Here is a 20092-nt window from a genome sequence, read left to right as displayed (position 1 = left end):
GTTTCCGTATATTCACGCAATAGCCTAACACAGCCTACCCATTTAGATGCTCACGTTTAACCTTTTTCCATAAAAGTTGAACTAACTTGCTGACACTGAATCATCAAGACGCGATCGCAATTAGCGAGGACACTGGGACGCTAACGCTAAACTCTTAGGGGAAGAAGAAACAGCAGCCATCAGCACGACTTCACCTTGATGATTTCTCCCCCATCCAGTCGCTTCCACGAAAGGTATCGCCGGGGAATGAGTCTGAGATTTAGCAACCGCAGTTGAACGAGGGGAAGCTTTTGCAGCGTGCGAGATCCGATTTGGACGACTTGTTTGAGAAATGCGCCAATCTGTCCAAACGGCGCTGCTGCTTCGGGTTTCGCTGGGATTGTCCGGCAATCCACCGCGCCCAGTCAAGATTAATTCACTTTGTGCAAGCCCCCCACCAGTCGGACAAGTTTGTGCCACCAATCCAGACGCATCAACCAACTCTGCGGGTAAAGTCGCTAACCCGCGACTGGGATCGACATCCAAAGTATTGATATTGACTGCGCCATTTACACCAAATTCCGAACTCGCGGTGATGTCACTTTCTGGCGTGAGGCGAGGACGAAACTGGGTGCCAAAGATGCCAGAGGTGGTGATATTGATATTCCCTCCTCGACCCTCAAAGGCATTCGCAGTAATATCGCTATTTTCCTCAGGGACGGCAACGATAAATTTGGCATTGATGTCCATATTGCCGCCGTTTCCACCTGCCTTATCGCTACCTGCGGTGGTGGAAATGCTACTACCGTGGCGCAACTGCAATAAATCCTGCACCTGTAGGGTAATATTGCCGCCATTTCCCGATTTGGTTGTTGCAGTCAAGGCGGCTTGGTTGTCTAAAAGAATTGAACCTGCCTCGATTTCTAGATTGCCTGCATTTCCCGTCCCTTGGCTGCTGACATTGACTTGAGCGCCATCTTGGACAATTAACTGCCCCGTGGTAATTTTTAAGTCTCCCGCAGTTCCAGCCCCTGATGTTTGAGTCAGCAAGCTGCTGGCTTGCCCATTTGCCGATGTTCCCACCAACTGCACAAACTTCTGGGCGGTGATGGTCAATTTACCTCCCTGACCCTGACCTAAAGTCCCCGCCGATACCACTGCTCCATTTTGTACGGTCAACTGTCCCGTTTCAATCGTCAAATCTCCAGCTGCGGCGCTCCCTTCCGTCCCCACCAACAAGCCGCTTCTATAGTCACTATTTTTGGATGTTCCTATCAGTTGCACCGAATCTGCGGTGACGCTAACCGTTCCGCCTTTGCCTGTCGCGCCGCCAAAAGTAGAAGCGGAAACCTGTGCCCCATCCTGGGCAATCAACTGTCCGGTTTTAATAGTCAAGTTTCCAGCAGCTCCGGAGCCGCCTTGAGTTACCGCAAACAAACCGCTAGGATTCCCTTTTGCGGAGGTGCCAATCAATTGTACGGACTCTTGTGCGGTGACACTCAATTTTCCGCCCTGACCTGCATCAACCGTAGAAACTGAGACCTGCGCCCCATCTTTGAGAGTTAGCTGATCCGTTTTCAGCGTTAAGTTTCCGGCGGCTCCAGCACCTTCAGTTTGAGTAAACAAGCCGCTGACATCTACCCCATCCGCTGAAGTACCAATCAATTCCACAAACTTTGAGGCAGATACGGTTAACGTTCCCCCCTGACCTGTGCTAAAAGTAACACTTCCTATCTGTGCCCCATCTTTGACAATCAATTGCCCAGTTTCGATTGTTACGTCTCCAGCCGCTCCATCTCCGATAGTCTGCGTTAAGAAGCGGCTTCCTGCTAACACTTCAAGGGACTCCTGTGCGGTTACGGTAATTGTTCCCCCTGGTTTTGATCCGATGGTGTTCGCCTCAATTTTTGAGCCATCGGTGAGCGTAATCCGCTTGCCTGAAAGCTGGATAGCACCGCTACCCTCACCACTGGTATCAATGAGCGCTTTTTCTGTTAGGGAAATATCTGCTAGTTGTACCCCTGCCGGAAAATTCAAATGCAGATTTTTACCATCAACATTTAGCTCTACGGTTGCTGCTTGCGCCACTCCTCCGATTTCGACGCTACCGCCGGGAGCTTTTAATTGCCCTGCTTGCAACTCTATATCCCCACCTACTAACAACAAACTCCGACCATCAGGAACTTGTAAACCTATCTCAGATTGAATGACAATCGGCTGAGGGGCAATTTGATTAAATAAAAAAGCTGAAGGATTAACCGTCAGAATTGGGGGAACATTCGGCGCAGAAGCACTGAAAAAACCCTGAGTGTCAAACGCAATTGCATTCGCTGTCGTCGCTACAAACGAACCACCAATATCTAGAGAAGCCTTTGGCCCAAAAATAATCCCATTGGGGTTCATTAAAAATAGATTGGCATCGCCAATTACCCCCAGCGTCCCCAAAATCTCGGAACGGCTCCCTCCTGTCACCCGACTCAGTATGTTTTTAATTTCTGGAGGAGGGAGAAAATAGGCAGCTCCGATTTCTCCAATGTCGAATTGTTTAAAACTGTGAAACAAATTAGCACCCCGCGTTGCTCCGCCAAAAATGAATTCAACTGGGAAGCCAGGAGCAAAAGGTACCACTACAGAACTTTCAGTTTCTAAAGTTTCATCGGGTACGATCTGGGAACATAAGCGGCTGACTTTGAAAAGCGCCCCTACTATCGCCAACGTGCATACCAGCCCCAACTGCAAAGTCTGCTGGAGCCAGCTTTTAGGATTCACAGCATTTGTCTCCATTCAGGTAAGTGAAAAACTGAGTATGGTATTTCACTGCAACAAAGTTTATAAGATGTCTAGAAATTTTTCGCTCTTTCCTAACCCACCTTAAAAATGGGAATTGAGCGTTTAAATACTCCCAGATTTACCCAAATTTCCACTAGCACCTATTCCGTGAAGCTCAAGTTCAAACTTGACTCGAATAGAGTTGCAAAAGTTACGCGATCGCTCACCAAACTACTAGGGTCAATTTTTAGAGTTTGGCTGACTAAGTTGCTATTTGCTAAAGCGAACCCAACCAGAGGTCGCTCGTTAAGCATTGCGCCTACGATATGTTTGAAATGGGCAGGAACGTTAGGAGTCGGAGTAGCGGGCACATAACTTTTGATGGCATCCTGAGCTACATTGAAGTCTTTAATGATGTCAAAACCATCAGCACTTTGGACATAATAGCCAACTCCCGGCTGTATGCCCCAGCTAATAACGTTGGTAAATATAAAAATATCACTGCCAGCATCGCCCGTGAGAGTGTCAAAGCCAGCACCTCCAACTAAGGTATCATCGCCAGCGCCACCGATGAGATCGTCAATGCCATCGCCGCCATAGAGGTCATCCTTTCCTTCAAAACCAGTAATGGTGTCATTTTCTACACTCCCCTTTAAATTCGGGTCATTTCCAGAAGTGCCGTTGATAATTGCCATGTCGATTACTCAATGTTTTTGTTGGTAGTTTAGTGTTAAAAAATACAACAATAAACGCCCGTTTTTAGAGAAATTCACTCAGCTACAAACTCTATCTTTGTGCGGCTAAATGCGAGATTAGCTGTATAGCAATTCAAGGGTTGGAGACATTGGGTGACAATGTGCCACTGGAATTGAATTAATGGCACACAACTGCTTGAAACTAATCTCTTGCTCAGCAAATTTCAAACCTTTATTCAACCCTTACTTTATAAGGTTAACTATTTTGTGAGCTTGTTACCAGTCACTTGTTCAGGCAAAATACATTTGTGGTAGCTCGGTTCAGCTTCACTCAGTTAGGTAACACTTAGATGATATGAGTTTATTTTATTTAGTAGATTTATCCGAGCGCTAGAACAGTGACAGCCAAGCGTTTTTTCTAGGTCATATCTAGCGCTCAAATTTCGGAAACCTAAAACAGCAACGATTATATGAAAATCGCGTTTGATTCCGACTCAAATTGATTTACGTAACTTATGCGATCGCTCAAAAAAATACTAACGTCAAGTGTTGGGGATGTGCTGACAAAGCCGCTATTTGTCAGCGCGCCAAGAAACTCCAGGGGAGGCCGGATGGGTGCGCCTGTAACGTGTTTAAAATGGGGTGGAATACCAGGTTTATCAGAAACAAATTCTTTGATAGCATCCTCAGATGGATTGAAGTCTTTAATGATGTCATAACCATCAGCACTCTGAACGTAGTAACCGCCTTTTGGGTTAACTCCATATGAAACAGAGCCTTTAAATACAAAAATATCAGCGCCAGAACCGCCCGTGAGAGTGTCAGGGCCAGCACCTCCCATTAAGGTATCATTGCCTTCTCCACCGCCAAGGGTATCCATGCCTTTGCCGCCATAAAGGTTATCGTTTCCGGCAAAACCATTGATGGTGTCATCCTCTGTGCCTCCCGTCAAATTAGAGTCATTTCCCAAAGTGCCGTTGATAAGTGCCATGTCGATTACTCTTTCCTAATGTTTTGGTGGTAGTTTAGTGTTAAAAGATATAAGGCTAACTATCCGCTTTTGTGGAAACTTACTCAGTTAAAAACTCTATTCGCTTTGCAGCTAAATACGAGGTTAGTTGTATAGCAATTCTCGCTTGGTTGCGATACATTCTGTAGGAACATGGCAATGCTATGTCCTTACCAAGGCAGCGGGAACGTGCAATATATTCCACTCAACTGAGAAACGCTATAAAATTCTTTCAACCTTCTCCAAACAGGAGGGGTTTCAGTGCATTGAGTGACTATTTGCCATTGGAATTGGACTAAGGGCATAGAACTGATTGAAAATAATTTTTTGAGCAACAAACTTTCGACTTTTATTTTATAAGTCTAACTGTTTTCAAAACTTGTTGTCAGTCGCTTGTTTTGGCAAAACATATTTGTGGTAGCTCGTTTAAGTGTCACCTAATTGAGTGACACTTAACTGAGATAAGTTAATCTTATTTTGCACATTTATCTGAGCGCTAGAACAGTGACAGCTAAGCGTTTTTACTAGGTCATGTCTAGCGCTCAAAGTTCGGGAATTTAAAACAGCAGCGATTGTGTGAAAATTGGGTTAAATCCCGACTCAAATTGATTTACGTAACTTATGCGATCGATCAAAAAACTACTAAGGTCAAGCGTTGGAAATGTGCTGACAAAGCCGCTATTTGTCAGCGCGCCAAGAACATCCCCTGGAGGTATGATGGGTGGGCCTGTAACGTGTTTAAAATGGGGAGGAATACCAGGATCAGAAACAAATGCTTTGATAGCATCCTGATCTGGATTAAAGTCTGTAATGGTGTCAAAACCATCCGCACTCTGAACATGGACAACGCCGCCCGACGGTGGAGTGTGGTTAATATAGCCTTTAAATACAAAGATATCAGCGCCAGGACCGCCCGTGAGAGTGTCAAAGCCAGCACCTCCAACTAAGGTATCATTGCCTTCTCCACCGTTGAGGGTATCTATGCCATTGCCGCCATAGAGGTTATCGTTTCCGGCAAAACCATTGATGGTGTCATTTTCTGTACCTCCCTTCAAATTCGGGTCGTTTCCTACAGTGCCATTGATAAGTGCCATATTAATTAGTCCTTGAAAAAATTAGTGGTTTGGCTGTGATTTTAGTGTTGAAATATACAACACTGAAGTTTCCTACTTTTTTAGAAACACATTTATCTACAAACCGAATTTTTAGCTTCCGGATTCTTTAGTATTTTTTGGACAAAAGTGAAATTTAGTTATGTAAGTAGGGCTGAAGCTAACAGCATCGATTGATAGGAATCTTGTTTTAATGGTGAGCTAGCCCTTCAGATACCCGGCTTCTCTCTTGAAGTCGGGTATCTCGCCTTCACGAATCATTGAGGAGTGCGATCGCTTCGATGTCAAATCCGGTGAATTACCGCATAATCCGCGATCGCCTGCCAAAGCCTTGAGGCCACATTAGACTTGTTTGTTTACTGTTGTTGAGCGGTGCAGCAATCAATTACAGGTTCTTGAGCGATCGCTTCCAAGCCACCAGAGTTTAATAAACTTACCCAATCATTCGTGAGGGCAGCATCGTTGGGATTCGCACTCCGGAGTTCAGCAAGAGCAGTGAGGGCATCATGCCAGATTCCTTGTTTGGCATAAAGAACCACTCGTTCCCGTGGGGTTGCTTTCTGTAACTGACTCATCAAAGTGGCAGAAGGTGCAATCCGTTGAACCGATCCTTCAACCAAGGGTGGAGCATCCGGATCGCAATCAATCATGAAAAACCAACGGTACATCTTGCCCACTTTTAGGGGCGCTATTGTAGCCGGAAGACGCACTTTGACTACACCAGGCTGCTTTTGGGATGCGATGAACTTGGTTTGATAGACATTGTTACCTTGGTCATCCTGTAGGATGAATTCCACAGGCAGGTCGGGTGTGAGCGCATAAGGAATGTAATACCAAAAGGTAGGAGCCTCAGCAGCCGTTAATGCCCATACGGACTCAAAGGTTTTTAAGGGTGAGTTCCCAGATTGTCCTTCATTCAAACTTGTCTGAGTCGCAGGCACCAAGGCAGTCAGAGGCTCCTCGCCGATCGCGGCTGGACACGTACCACGGCTAGCCCCTCCTCGCTGTCGTCCAGCGGGGGCGCTGCGGTCTGCTGGTGGTGGGGGTGCCTTGAACAGAAGGGTGCCAGGGCTACGGCTAGCGCCTCCTTGCCTTCGTCCAGTGGGGGCGCTACGGTCTGCTGGTGGTGGTGGCGCGTTGGACTGTACGGTTAAGACTTCTGCGAAAGCAGGTTTTACGGGGATTTGCGTCAAACTGCCGATAAAAGCAACTAGGAAGAGGGTAGGCCATTTGGCACCGCTTGTATTAGGAGACCTCTGACCCAACCCCTCTCCTGCAAGGCGAGGGGAGTCCGACTCAGTCTTGCCTTGCAGGGAAGGCGAAGGGGGGCTTAGGTTTTTCAGGTGCAAGATATAAGGTTTGGCACGCTGCGCGATCGCTCTGGCAAGGATTATCTGTTTAAAAGGGAACTTCATATAGCTAGTCGAAGGAATTTTAAGGTGAGTGACTATCGTCTAGCTCGAAAGGTTGCATACACGGCTACGCTGGTGCTGCTCGCTACCAAGGCTAGCGCTGGTGGAACCAAAGGCACCCAACAACCGCTTTGGATTAACAGTGCCAAGCATAAACCATACAACAAGATTTGTGCGGCGGCGATCGCTATCCCTAAGTGGACCGGGGACTTCAGATAGCAGACGAACAACCCTCCCAGTAAAGACCAGCCCCAAATCCAAAAAACTTCGCCCCACTGAGGCCACACCCATAATAGCGATCGCCCATCTTTCACTGCACTAATCATTTGACTCACCATTTGCGCTTGCACAAATACTCCCGGCATTTGCTTTTCAGCCCACTGACCTTGACTGTAGGGTGTGAGCCAATAGTCATGAAAACTGTTAGCGCTCGTGCCGATCAAAACAATCCGATCCTTGATGGAATTGGGATCGATCTGACCGTTGAGAACTTCTCTGAGGGTCACTCGATCCGCAATATTTTCCGGGGAGCGGTGGGAGCGATAATTCAGCAGCACTTGATGACCCCAGGCATCGGTTCCTTGGTAGCCACCTGTAAAACTCTCCAAAGGCTTAAAAACCACCTTGCCCAGTTGCAAGAACCCCTCTGAATTAATTGTCGGTACAATGCCTTCTGCCGCTAAATAACGGAATGCTAATTGGGCGCTGAAGGCGTAGTAAGCCGTACAGGGAGAGGCGGGGTCTGGTTTCAGCGATAACAGATGGCGACGAACCACTCCATCGGAATCGACCATGAAATCACTAAACCCTAAGCGTTCTGTCGGGATTTCCGGTGGTGGTGGAATCCCCGGTTCCTCCGCCTGAGGATCGCTGACTTTGCAAATACCAATTAAGCGATCGCTTTGGCGTAACCGATTGGCTAAATCTTTCTGACTGGGTAATGCTGGAAAATCTCGATAAATATCTAAGCCAATCGCTCGCGGTTTATACTGCTCTAGTTTCTGCAACAGTTGATTGAGTGCCGGATCTGACAACGACCCACGCCTCTGTTCTGGATTCTGAGCTTGAACATCTGCTTCAGTAATGGTAATCACCAAAAGGCGCGGATCTGGCTTTTCATCGGGTCGCCTGGTCAGTATTTGGTCAAAAGCTTTTAGTTCTATTGATTGCAGCATTCCCTGATGCCGCACCCCCGCAATCAATGATGCGATCGCTACGCTGGCAAGCAACGCTGCCCGCAGTCGTCCCCGCCAGGTTTGAGCTTGAGTCTGGGAGGTTCGGGAGGGGGATGGTAGTGGGGAATCGAGAATCGGGAATTCTTCTTTCCTTTTTCCAACAATTCCTTGCCAAGTCGGTGGCAACACAGCCGGATTTTGGCAAACGATTGGCAACCAAGTCGCGCAAGGAAATTTAGCTTCTAGTCCTTGCAATCTTTCCCGTGCTTCCCGTACTGCTAAATAAAACGACTCACCACGAGCAAAGGCTTCGAGAAAAGACTTCAAAAATTCTTGTGCAACCTTATCCGGTACGGGTTCCCGCATCACAATAATTTGCGGAATATGTAAAGAAGCCAAATCTTTTGCCAAACCTAACCCATCGCAAGAGTTAAAAATCGCGATTTTCAACCCGCGTTCAACCGCTTTTTTTAATCCATATTTAAGTTCTTCTATTGATAAACTTTCTGTTTGATTAATATAAATTTGTCCCGTTCCGCCATTCTTCTGGCTGGAACTATGACCCGCAAAAAATAAAATATCCCAGCCTTGTTTCCAAAGCTGTTCGGTTAATTCTTCCCGTTGTGGTTCTACCAGAAATCTGATTTCTGCGTTGGGTAATTGCTCTAATAAAATCCGATCGGCTTGGGTATTAATTCCCGTACTATTCCCCAAAATTGCTAAAATTCTCACCTTCTCGATAGGCGATGAGAGTTGTTCTACACGTTCGTAGACTGGAGCGCTTAAAGCAATTTCGGCTTTTGGGTAGCGATCGCATAATTCCCAAAGATGCCAAGGTAATTTCCGTAGCTGAACGTCTTCGGTTTGGATAATGAACCGAATTTCATCGGCAGGAACTAATTGTTCTAAGAGTTTTTCTCGAATTGCCCGAAACGGCTCTGAATTTAGCCAGACATTTAAGCGATCGCGCAATACATTGGCTGCCAAACTACAGTCATCAATCTTGGCAACATTAGTCGGTTGACTAATTTTTGCTTCTAGTCTGTAGGGCACTCCCAAACGACGATAAGCGGTTGTCCAGATGGTGTAGTGTTGGGGAATTTCTGGAGCGGGAGGTAACATTCCAACGCTTTCTATCGAAGGGCGTTCACCATCGTTCCCAATTTGTAATGAGACTGGGAAACCTTCTTCAAAAGAACCACTCCATAGTTTTATAACAACTAATTTAACCATTTTGACGGTAGGACGATTAGTTTTCAGCAATTAAATGTAAGGGTTGTTTCCAGATAAATGGAAAAATTGCTCTTGGATTACAAGAGGTGCCTCAAGTTTACAAATAATCGCTAAATAACAAAGTCTTCTTGAATGCTGGCATTCCCCAAAGCGACTCTAACGCTAAACTGTTCTCCAGAATTGCCACTAAACTCTAATTGAATGTAATCATCTGCATCTCTTGACTCAGCTTCTAGAAAATTAGAGCCAGATTCATCAAGGACAATCAATTGAAGAGAAGGGGGTAGATAAGCTTGATTACCCCTAGGATGCACCTGAAGAAGAATATTCGTTTTCTCCTCAGATTCTGGATTGATTTCAACAACTAAAGCGACAGAAAGGTCGGCAATCTCTACCCCTAAGTCTATCAATTTTGCTTTGCGAACGGCAGCTTCTGGCTGTTCCAAACTGGGAGCAAGTACATCGCCTCTAAAACTAAAGGCTAGATTTGATTCAGGCGGAGTTAGCAAGGTTTCAACGGTTTGCCAACCGGCTTCAAAAACATTGTTGAACCACTGGCTCAAGTTGGCTTGGGTTCTGCGGAAGGCAGGGGCGAGAGACGATGCAGCCGCTGTAATCGGATGCATTAATTCCTGCAAGCGATCGAGTAAATCTTCAGGCGATCGCAATTGACCGATCGACAACTCTGAGGTAGTAACGCTGGGGGTAAATCCCAACACACTTGCCTCTCGCATCGATTCATCGATTTGAACCATCACATAGCCAATTCGATCTGACCAAACTTCGGGGGGAATGTGGCAGATTTGTTCGGTGCTTCTCAACGGACGACATTCTAAGCGACCAAGTCCCCGCACTTCTAGGTCAGCTACATCAGAACATAAGCGCACGATGGGATTCCAGCTATCACTGGCTGCAAGATTGGTGGGAATCCCCATCATCTGCAAATAATCGTTTACCACACAGACAGATAGGGTATTCAAGAGAACTTGCTCTGCTTTGTGCGGTGTCGGCTGCTGAGTGGCAAACTGCTGTGCTATCGTGCGTGCGGCTTGGGTAATCGGTAACGGTAGGGCAAAATCTTCTAGTTCGTGGGGGTTAAAAGTCATTGTTGGGAGGCTCCGTTCTTTATTTATAGATATCCCTCCGATTCACCAAATTTACGCAAGCGAGGGATACATTGGCGCTGATAAAAACTGCTCAATGTGGAAATGGGGAGGTTAAATTCCGCTGAAAGCTCTTTCCAACCGGCTTCTGGGGGTAAGCGTCGCAAGATTAACGCTTGAGCATTCACTTCGGGACGACCGGCAATGTGCGTGCGGCGCAACTCACCTTGAGAATCGGCTTCCACCCACTTTATGATGTCGTCCAACAAGGGGGGAACATCCGGAGTGGCTTCCAGACTATCCACCGGGTCAGTCGTTTCACCGATATCGCCCGACTTTGACCTTTTGGCTTGACCTGTAACGGTTCTCGATTCTTGTTTTTTACCGTCAATATAGAAATCTTGAAGCCGCCGTTTCAGGTAGGTATTCAGCCAGGTGATGACACTGCTGCGATTCGGGTCATAAGCTTCGCCGGTATTCCCTTCACAGATGTTTTGACAGAAATACACCCAGGTCTGTTGCAGTGCATCTTCATAGTAAGGCGTATATTCTTTCCAAAGCTTGTGTGCGATTAAGCGGATCACCCTAGTTAAGTTTTTCTGGCGCTGGGCACTTCCATGCGGGTGCATACAGGCTTCTTTCACCAGATAGCGAAGCTTTGACTCTAGTCCATCCATAATTTGCGATCGCCCCTTCGGTTGATACAGCGCCAATTTTGTCTGGAAGCCTATCTATTTAAGATAACTTTCCCCTTGATGTCTACTCCATACAGTTAGAGATTACGGATTCTCGATAGCTGATGAATCAGGATTCCGGCAGGTGGCAAGGAAGAACTAGGCGCGTAATTATGCGTTCTTCAAGGATAGCGATCGCTCTGGTTGAAAGTAAATAGCCCAACTGTCGCACGATTCAGGGACACTCATTTGAGCGATCCAAGATATGTTTCAACGTCAAAAGCAATTGTTAACGCCGCTTTGAACAACATTTATCTACAGTGCCAAAGCTGAAAAGCCTATGTAGGAAGGTTTTTCATTTCCTATCTCCCCACTGATCTGAGGCACAACCACCCATATTTGCCAATTTTATGTAAACGTTTGTAACGACCTGCATAATTGGCTCTACTCAGGCTGACAAGTGCATAGAGGTAAACAAAATGCAACGGGGAAAAAACAAAGTAAATTCTGGTTTTCCCAACCGCATCAACCGCCTCCAGTCAATAGAGCAACCAGCGATGTCCGAAAGCTCTCTAGAAGTGCAACGGCGAACAATAACACTTCTTGAACATACAAACCTTTCGGAGAGCCGCCACCACCAATCAACCGATTCAAGCGATTGATTGATTCCAACACACCAAACAACACCAATTCTCATCCTTACTAAAGAGCAAAGATTATGGCGATTATCAACGGCACCATTTACAACGACACACTCAACGGCACCGCTTACAATGATTCCATTTACGCCAAAGACGGGAACGATACAGTTTATGGCGGAAGTGGCAATGACTACATTGATGGCTGGTATGGCAACGACAACCTCTATGGTCAAGATGGCAATGACACCATCCTCGGCTACTACGGCGATGACTACATCAATGGCGGCTACGGCAACGACAGTCTCTATGGCGAAGTAGGCAACGACCACATGGATGGCTGGTATGGGGATGACTACCTATCCGGTGGTGCAGGCAACGACACGATGCTGGGCTACTATGGCAACGACAGCCTGTATGGCGGCACTGGCAGTGACAAACTCTATGGCGAAGCCGGTAAGGACTACCTGAATGGTTATGGCGGCACGGTTGGTGAATACGATACCTTGAGTGGTGGCAGCGAAGGTGACACCTTCGTTCTGGGTACCGCTAGTAGTGTCTCCTACCTAGGTACTGGCTACGCAACCATCACTGACTTCAAGTGGAATGAGGGCGACAAGATTCACGTCAAGGGCAGCTACACTGACTACACCCTGAGTAAGAGCTATGACTTCGGAGGCACCACGGCGCTGGATACAGCAATCTATAAGGGCAATGACTTGATTGCGGTGGTTCAGGATACGACCAATGTTTACGCTTCTGCTGACTTTGTCAGCGTTTAGGTTGACACATCGGGATAACTTGACTCGATAACTTCAGCTCCCCTCAGAGACATGAATCTCTGGGGGGCTTTTTTCTTTTCTGTTTACGCGATCGCTACCCTTACTTAAACTGTATGGTTGCACAATTTCATGTAAACGTTTGTAACAACTTGCATAACTAGCGCTACTCAGGCTGACAAGTGCATAGAGGTCAACAAAATGCACCAGGGAAAAAACAAAGTAAATTCTGGTTTTCCCAGCAGCATCAACCGCCTCCAGTCGATAGAGCAACCAGCGAGATTCAAAAGCTCTCTAGAAGTGCAACGGCGAACAATAACATTTCCTGAGAATACAAACCTTTTGGACATCACTGACCACCAATCAACCGATTCAAGCGATTGATTGATTCCAACACCCCGACCAACACCAATCCTAAGCAATCCTAAAGAGCAAAGATTATGGCGATTATTAACGGCACCGCTTACAACGACAACAACACCTTCAACGGCCCCGGCTATCCATTCAACTACCACAGTCAGCTCAACGGCACTGCCTACGACGATTCTATCTATGCTGGAGCCGGTGACGATATTGTGAAAGCTGGCGCAGGCAATGACTACGTAGATGGTTGGACTGGCAACGACAGCCTCTATGGTGAGGATGGTAATGACACTATCCTCGGCTATGACGGCGATGACTACATCAATGGCGGCTACGGCAACGACAGTCTCTATGGCGAAGTAGGCAACGACCACATGGATGGCTGGTATGGGGATGACTACCTATCCGGTGGTGCGGGCAACGACACGATGCTGGGCTACTATGGCAACGACAGCCTGTATGGCGGCACTGGCAGTGACAAACTCTATGGCGAAGCCGGTAAGGATTCCCTGAATGGCTATGGCGGCACGGTTGGTGAATACGATACCTTGAGTGGTGGCAGCGAGGGTGACACCTTCGTGCTAGGTACCGCTTACGGTGGCGTCTCTTACCTGGGTGGTGGCTACGCAACCATCACTGACTTCAAGTGGAATGAGGGCGACAAGATTCACGTCAAGGGCAGCTACACTGACTACACCCTGAGTAAGAGCTATGACTTCGGAGGCACCACGGCGCTGGATACGGCAATCTATAAGGGCAATGACTTGATTGCGGTGGTTCAGGATACGACCAATGTTTACGCTTCTGCTGACTTTGTCAGCGTTTAGGTTGACACATCGGGATAACTTGACTCGATAACTTCAGCTCCCCTCAGAGACATGAATCTCTGGGGGGCTTTTTTTTCTGCTGAGGCAATGACTACCCCTAGCTGAACAATATGAAAGGGACATCAAATGACCCTAAAGAGGGCGGGATTGCACAGGTAAAGTGCCTAAATATATTGCTGTACCTGCCGATTAGCAGAATCATTGTAAACGTTTGTAAAGCTTTGCAAAACTACTGCACCTGTATCTGACAAGTCTATAGCGGTTCATCTAGAACCCAATCTTATTGAGACCGCAACCAGGGTACAAACCTCGATCGTCCCGGAAGGTATAAACCAATGAAGGCGCAGTGGAAAAGAGTATTCGTTAAAACAACTGTTTGGCTAGTTACTGAGATTATTCTGAACCTCTTGGGACTCGATAACCTAGCTGATTACAACGAATTTATTCTTGAGCAAAAGAAAATGATGGCAATGAACCATTTATTTGCGCCAACTCTCACTAATAAACTTTGCCTCTATTGGCTTGATTGTGACTCTGCGTTCCAGATGCCACTGGGCTTAGCACCTAAATTCTAAGGAACCTAAAGACAATAGGAGTTAAGAATATTAGGCAATTCTACATTTTGAGAATAAATTTTGGGTTAACGAGTGCCATTGATTTATAGAAATTATACTACCAATCTAAAGGTAGAGCGGTTGGCCAATTGCAGGCAAAATTCAGTTGTAAAAATAAGCTAAGAAGGTATCAATAGCTAAAATAAATGCTTTATATTGTTAGTAATTAGGGTAGAGTAATTTTAAAGGATTTTGAGCTGTTATGCTTTCGATTTCTAATGCTTTGCATCGCCTAAGGGCTAGCGCGTCCTTGACGGTTCGTTAAAAAATATCTGACCAATCAAATCGGGTTGCTATAGGAAGGAATCGTGATTTCCCGTGATTGATTGCACTTTGCTCAATGTTTGGTTTTTTTGGAGACAGGGTAGCTTTGGCTTGATGCCTAAATTTTAGTTTTACGAGAGAGTAGCTGTCCCTCTAATTTATCCATGTTAAGGGAAGGCTGAAATGATGGCACGAATAAACCCGTTTTATTGAGGTTTCCTCAAGCTGCTGCGATAAAAATCAGTTCACTGAGTTTTTGAGGCGATCGCGTTTCTTTTCTTTACAGCAATCTTCAAAATTTTTTGCTTTCGGCAAACATCTGCTCTGAATCAAAACTTACTTTCATATCTACCTGTTCTGGAGGGATGAAGTTATGGAATTTGAAGATGCGATCGTTGACGAACAAGAAGGTACAGGGATTCCTATATTTCTAGCTACCGAAGGCAGCGGTGACTACGATCTTCCAGGAGGACAAGGGAACTTCAACGAGTGGGAACAGAACTTTGACGAACCCTGGTTTGCCAAGGCTGATGTCAAGTTTGTGGACGGGCAAGCGTCTATCCCCCTGCAAATTTTTAACGATAATGTCGTTGATGGAAATGACACTCTAGTATGGACCATTAAGGACTCAGCTCCTTTTGGGTTTACGCAGGAGACCTATACATTCAAGGAAAACGATGCCAACAATCCGAACAACGGCGTTGTTCCAATTCAGTTAAGCCTCAACTCGAATATTAAAACTGCCGTCATTACCATCGAAGACGCTAACAATATTGTCGCCCCCATTATCGGCAATGCTGCCAACAACTCTTTATATGGTGGTCAGGAGGATGACGTTGTTTATGCGAAAGCCGGGAAAGACTACGTCAATGGCTGGAACGGCAACGATAGCCTTTACGGTGAAGCCGGGAAGGACACGCTACTGGGTGGTTTTGGCAACGACTATCTGAATGGGGGTTACGGTAAAGACAAGCTGTACGGCGAAGCCGGAAATGATATTTTAGATGGTTTAAATGGGAATGACAGCCTTTATGGGGATGCTGGCGATGACCTTCTGATGGGCTGGTCTGGTAACGATTGGCTATCTGGCGGCGACGGGAATGATGTCCTCAAGGGTCAGGTTGGCAAGGACACTCTCGGCGGCGGTTTTGGCAATGACCGGCTGACGGGTGGTGAGGGGGCGGATAAATTTGTCTTTAATTCTCCGGGGGAGGGAATTGATAACATCCTGGACTTCAATTCCCTAGAGGGGGATAAGATTCAGATTTCTGCTAGTGGTTTCGGCATTGGGAAAGGTCAATCCGATAAGTTCAGCTACGACAGCAGCACAGGTGCTTTGTTCTTTGAGCAGACACAGTTGGCGTCTGTGCAAATCGATTCGGGTTTTGTTCTTGCCTCAGACATGATTATTGTTTAGATATCGTGCGTGCAAAATGGCACGCTATTCTGGGAAGCGATCGCCTTTTTCATCCTGACAGACGTCTGGATACGTTTTTACTCAGGCAAATGGTTGAATCCGACCCAGTTGTGGGGTTTGTGTATGAAACTGCGTTCTCTGTCATTTTGGCTTTTTGGCAGTCTTTCCGGGTTCTGTCTGGTGACAACCAGCCCCATGCAGGCGCAAATTGTCGAGGATTCAACCCTACCCCAGCCCTCCATCGTTACTCAAAGTGGCAACAGCAGAATAATTACCGGAGGTACGCAAGCTAACTCCAACTTGTTCCACAGTTTTGAGGAATTTTCGATTCCGACTAACGGCAGTGCTTACTTTAACAATGCTGCCAATATTCAAAACATTATCAGCCGCGTCACGGGTTCCTCGGAGTCTAAGATTGACGGCTTGATTCGAGCCAACGGGACAGCCAACCTATTTCTAATTAACCCCAATGGGATTACTTTCGGCTCAAATGCGGCGCTGAAGATTGGCGGATCTTTTTTGGCGAGTACGGCGACTAGCCTCAGCTTGGCGGATGGAACTTCGTTCAGCGCCACGAATCCCCAAACGACACCGCTGCTGACAGCCAGCGTCCCGATTGGTTTGCAATTTGGAAAACCAGCAGCCAGCATTCAAGTACAGGGGGCTAAGCTGCAAGTGCCGTCTGGGAAAACCTTGGGGCTAGTGGGTGGTAACTTGACGCTCGTGGGAGGAAGATTACAGGCGGCGGGGGGACGGATTGAATTAGGCAGCGTCGCTGGAGCATCCACACCCACTTCCCCCGCACAAGTTAACCTCACCCCAACTGCCCAAGGCTATGCTCTGGGGTATCCGAATATCCAGAACTTCCAAGACATCCAGTCCCAGCAAACGACGGTAACGACCAGCGGCAATGGGGGAGGCGATATCCACGTCCAAGGTAGGCGGATCGCGCTTACAGAGGGTTCTCAGATGCTGGCGAATACCTTGGGTTCAGCACCCGGAGGGACTTTAGCGGTCACTGGCTCGGAGTTGGTGGACATTAGTGGCAGTTCGCCTAGTGGCGATCGCAGTGGTTTATTTGCCAGGGTTAATTCAAAAACAGCCACCGGATCTGGGGGAAATCTGACCGTTGAAACCGGAAAATTCATTGTCCGGGATGGGGCGCAAGTCTCCACTTCTACTTTCGGTCAAGGGCAGGGCGGGAATTTAACGGTGCGGGCGACGGATTCGGTAGAAGTCAGTGGCAGATCGAGCGATCGCGAAATTGGGAGTGGATTGCGGGCTACAGTCCAAGGGGGAGCGAAAGGGGATGGGGGAAATCTAACCGTTGAAACTGGACAATTGATTGTCCGAGATGGAGCCGAAGTAACAACTTCTACTTTTGGGCAAGGGAAAGCCGGAGATTTGACCGTGAGAGCGACCCAAGTGGAAGCCATGGGTTATGGTTTCGATGAAAACAATACGCTCAGGCAAAGCAGTTTGCGTGCCCAAGTAGAACAAAACGCCACCGGAACTGGAGGAAATTTAACTATAGAGAGCGATCGCTTGAGCGTTCAAAATGGGGCACAAGTTGCAGTGACGACGCTTAGCAAGTTTAGCCAAGCCAAGGCAGGCACTTTGACCGTTCGAGCTTCAGACGTTGAACTGGCGGGGGTTGCGGTTTCCGCAGACGGTCAATTGCTGACAAATCAGCTCGGTTTGCCTTTTCCGAGCGGCTTATTTTCTGGAAGCGGTATCGGTTCCCAGGCAGATGGAGGAGCCTTAAGCGTTGAGACTGAACGATTGCGCGTCCGCGATGGAGCCGTCATCCAGACTTCTACTTTAGGTGCAGGGGATGCGGGAAATTTAACCGTTCAAGCTTCCGAGTTTGTGGAATTAGCGGGTACTGCTAAAGGCAGTCAGTTTCCCAGTAGCTTGCTTGCTGTTTCTGGAGGAATTCCCGGCTTTCCAGGTGTTTTTGACGCCACAGGTCGCGGGGGAAGTCTGAGGGTTAATACTGGAAAGTTGACGCTCCGGGATGGAGCAGCCGTAGCCGCGAGCAGTTTTAATCCAGCGAACGATGCCAAAGGTGCTGGCAACCTTGAGCTGACTGCTCAAAGCCTGAGTTTAGATAACCAGGCAACGATTACGGCAGCAACTGCATCCGGTAATGGGGGAAATATGGTGTTAGTGCAGGATTTGTTACTGCTGCGCCACAACAGTAGAATCTCAAGTACCGCTGGCATTGCAGGTGCGGGTGGCAATGGTGGCAACATCACGATTAACAGCTCATTTATCGTCGCCGTCCCTGGGGAAAATAGCGACATTACTGCCAATGCTTTTACTGGCAATGGGGGGAATATCCAAATTACGACTCAAGGCATCTTTGGAATTCAGTTTCGGGAAGACGAAACTCTCTTGAGCGACATCACCGCCAGTTCTGAGTTTGGGGTGAACGGTGTGGTGGAAATCAATACGCCGGATGTTGACCCCAGTCGCGGTGTAGTCGCTTTACCGACGGACTTGGTGGATGCCTCTGGACTGATTGCATCAAGTTGTGGAACCACGGTCGGGCAACAAAAAAGCGAATTGGTCGTTACCGGACGCGGTGGAATTCCACCCAATCCCGGCGAAACCCTCAGCAGCGTCACCGTTTGGAGCGATTTGCGCCTGAGAACTCAGCAAGTCGGGAATCTTCCGAATCCTGCGGTTGTTCCCAGCCATCCGGCTACCGGGCAGACTACCGAGCAGTTGATGGAAGCCCAAGGATGGGTGAGGAATAACTTTGGCGAGGTCATTCTCACCGCGCGATCGCCCACAGGGATGCCTCACGCCACTTCCTGCGCTGGCTCCTAGAAAGGGGTACAAGTAAAGTTTTGTAACGTATTGCATAATTCCTGATTTTTCGGCTGATACATCCTTAGAGATTTGCAGATTTTGTCAGAGCAATCGCGCTCAAAATATCAGTCGCAAACCAGAAATTCAAAGGGACTCAGGTATGACTACAGCTTTACAAATCGGTAATCGCACCCTCACAGCTGAGGAAATCATTCCCCTACTGGCTAGCTACCAAATGTTTCCTCAATTGCTGCGTGAGAGCATTATTGATAGCGCGATCGCTTCTGTTAACTGTACGCCTGAAGAAATTGCTCATGCCTGCGGGAATTTCTACCAGGAAAATCAACTGACTTCTGAAGCCGAACAGCAAGCTTGGCTAGAGCGCTACGGGATGAGCCAAGAGCATTTAGAAGCCTTGACAACGCGGAAGTTAAGAATTGAAAAATTTAAACAAGCGACTTGGGGTAACAAACTAGAATCTTATTTTCTCAAGCGCAAAGGTCAATTGGATCAAGCCATTTATTCGTTGATTCGGACGAAAGATCCAGGCATTGCCCAAGAACTTTATTTCCGCCTTTCCGAACAAGAGCAATCTTTTAGCGAACTGGCGGCTGAGTATTCCCAAGGGCCTGAAGCACAAACGGGTGGAACTATCGGCCCGGTAGAGATTGGGACTCTCCACCCGCATCTGGCGAGACTGCTATCGGTTAGTCAAAAGAATCAACTTTGGTCGCCCAGACCTTTAGGTGAATGGATGGTCATTGTGCGCCTAGAAAAGTTAGTTCCCGCCCAATTAAATGAATTCATGCGTCAACGATTGCTGCGAGAACTTTTTGAAACGTGGGTGCAAGAGCAAATCGGGAACCTACCCGAAGCAGATAAAATTTGGCTGGGGGCTGCAACAAATCGTAAAGTTGAACCAAGCGGTCAACTGGCAGCAGCGTAAACGAGCGATCGCTAAGTAGAGCATCGCTCTATTTAGGTGTTAAAAACAACTTCGATAATACGCATTTTTCTTGCCCTGAACTATTCTGATAAACTACAGAAGAGTGGTGCTAAACCTGTCAAAATGATTCACAAGGATCTGAGGCATCACTTATTAAAATATTCTGTTTTTTTCAGCAAAAGTATCGGGTTTAACTGTAATAGATTGTAAATATTTGAACAAGGAGGGTGGCTTTCTTTCCCATCAAGTAGCAGCTTGGATGGAGA

The 20092-nt window shown here is 47.2% G+C and carries 16 protein-coding genes; 6 read left to right on the top strand and 10 right to left on the bottom strand.

What is annotated here, in order from left to right:
- Positions 1-120: 120 nt before the first annotated feature.
- The 9 genes from NDA03_RS07610 to NDA03_RS07570 form a co-directional block, all read right to left on the bottom strand.
- Positions 121-2748: an S-layer family protein gene (locus NDA03_RS07610; RefSeq protein WP_348237729.1), complete on the bottom strand. Its 2628-nt coding sequence runs from the start codon at positions 2746-2748 to the stop codon at positions 121-123.
- A gap of 161 nt (positions 2749-2909) precedes the next feature.
- Positions 2910-3443 carry a hypothetical protein gene (locus NDA03_RS07605; protein WP_190529755.1) on the bottom strand — a complete coding sequence of 178 codons (534 nt, stop codon included), beginning with the start codon at positions 3441-3443 and terminating at the stop codon, positions 2910-2912.
- Positions 3444-3909: 466 nt separating this feature from the next.
- Positions 3910-4434 (bottom strand): hypothetical protein, encoded by a 525-nt coding sequence (locus tag NDA03_RS07600; RefSeq protein ID WP_190529753.1) that lies wholly within the window; start codon positions 4432-4434, stop codon positions 3910-3912.
- Between the two features lie 575 nt (positions 4435-5009).
- Positions 5010-5546, bottom strand: a complete 537-nt coding sequence (locus NDA03_RS07595) for a hypothetical protein (RefSeq protein ID WP_348237728.1) — start codon at positions 5544-5546, stop codon at positions 5010-5012.
- A gap of 374 nt (positions 5547-5920) precedes the next feature.
- Positions 5921-6979, bottom strand: coding sequence for a DUF928 domain-containing protein (locus tag NDA03_RS07590; protein ID WP_348237727.1), 1059 nt, complete (start codon positions 6977-6979; stop codon positions 5921-5923).
- 32 nt (positions 6980-7011) lie between these two features.
- On the bottom strand, positions 7012-9384 hold the full coding sequence (locus NDA03_RS07585; protein ID WP_348237726.1) for a CHASE2 domain-containing protein: 2373 nt from the start codon (positions 9382-9384) through the stop codon (positions 7012-7014).
- A gap of 110 nt (positions 9385-9494) precedes the next feature.
- Complete coding sequence (locus NDA03_RS07580; RefSeq protein ID WP_348237725.1) at positions 9495-10490, bottom strand: DUF1822 family protein; 996 nt, start codon at positions 10488-10490, stop codon at positions 9495-9497.
- Between the two features lie 23 nt (positions 10491-10513).
- On the bottom strand, positions 10514-11164 hold the full coding sequence (locus NDA03_RS07575; RefSeq protein WP_190426806.1) for a sigma-70 family RNA polymerase sigma factor: 651 nt from the start codon (positions 11162-11164) through the stop codon (positions 10514-10516).
- 522 nt (positions 11165-11686) lie between these two features.
- Complete coding sequence (locus NDA03_RS07570; protein ID WP_348237724.1) at positions 11687-11848, bottom strand: hypothetical protein; 162 nt, start codon at positions 11846-11848, stop codon at positions 11687-11689.
- Positions 11849-11879: 31 nt separating this feature from the next.
- Between NDA03_RS07570 and NDA03_RS07565 the strand changes: the two genes are divergently transcribed.
- Positions 11880-12581 carry a calcium-binding protein gene (locus NDA03_RS07565; protein ID WP_348237723.1) on the top strand — a complete coding sequence of 234 codons (702 nt, stop codon included), beginning with the start codon at positions 11880-11882 and terminating at the stop codon, positions 12579-12581.
- Between the two features lie 167 nt (positions 12582-12748).
- On the opposite strand, the gene NDA03_RS07560 is transcribed toward NDA03_RS07565, so the two are convergent.
- Positions 12749-13093, bottom strand: a complete 345-nt coding sequence (locus NDA03_RS07560; RefSeq protein ID WP_348237776.1) for a hypothetical protein — start codon at positions 13091-13093, stop codon at positions 12749-12751.
- Here NDA03_RS07560 and NDA03_RS07555 point away from each other — a divergent pair.
- From NDA03_RS07555 to NDA03_RS07535, 5 genes are all read left to right on the top strand, one after another.
- Complete coding sequence (locus tag NDA03_RS07555; RefSeq protein WP_348237722.1) at positions 13019-13768, top strand: calcium-binding protein; 750 nt, start codon at positions 13019-13021, stop codon at positions 13766-13768. The two genes, NDA03_RS07560 and NDA03_RS07555, sit on opposite strands and share 75 nt — an antisense overlap.
- Before the next feature lie 335 nt (positions 13769-14103).
- Complete coding sequence (locus tag NDA03_RS07550; RefSeq protein ID WP_190426808.1) at positions 14104-14343, top strand: hypothetical protein; 240 nt, start codon at positions 14104-14106, stop codon at positions 14341-14343.
- 676 nt (positions 14344-15019) lie between these two features.
- Positions 15020-16063, top strand: coding sequence for a calcium-binding protein (locus tag NDA03_RS07545; RefSeq protein WP_348237721.1), 1044 nt, complete (start codon positions 15020-15022; stop codon positions 16061-16063).
- 9 nt (positions 16064-16072) lie between these two features.
- A complete protein-coding gene (locus NDA03_RS07540) occupies positions 16073-18898 on the top strand; it encodes an S-layer family protein (protein WP_348237720.1) in 2826 nt (941 codons plus the stop codon).
- 142 nt (positions 18899-19040) lie between these two features.
- Positions 19041-19826: a peptidylprolyl isomerase gene (locus tag NDA03_RS07535; protein WP_348237719.1), complete on the top strand. Its 786-nt coding sequence runs from the start codon at positions 19041-19043 to the stop codon at positions 19824-19826.
- Positions 19827-20092: the final 266 nt, after the last annotated feature.

Origin of the sequence: Trichocoleus sp. Lan (assembly GCF_039961855.1) — a bacterium.
Lineage (GTDB): Bacteria > Cyanobacteriota > Cyanobacteriia > Cyanobacteriales > FACHB-T130 > FACHB-T130.
The sequence above is the reverse complement of the archived record's forward strand: the minus strand, read 5'-3'. Positions and strand labels throughout refer to the sequence as shown.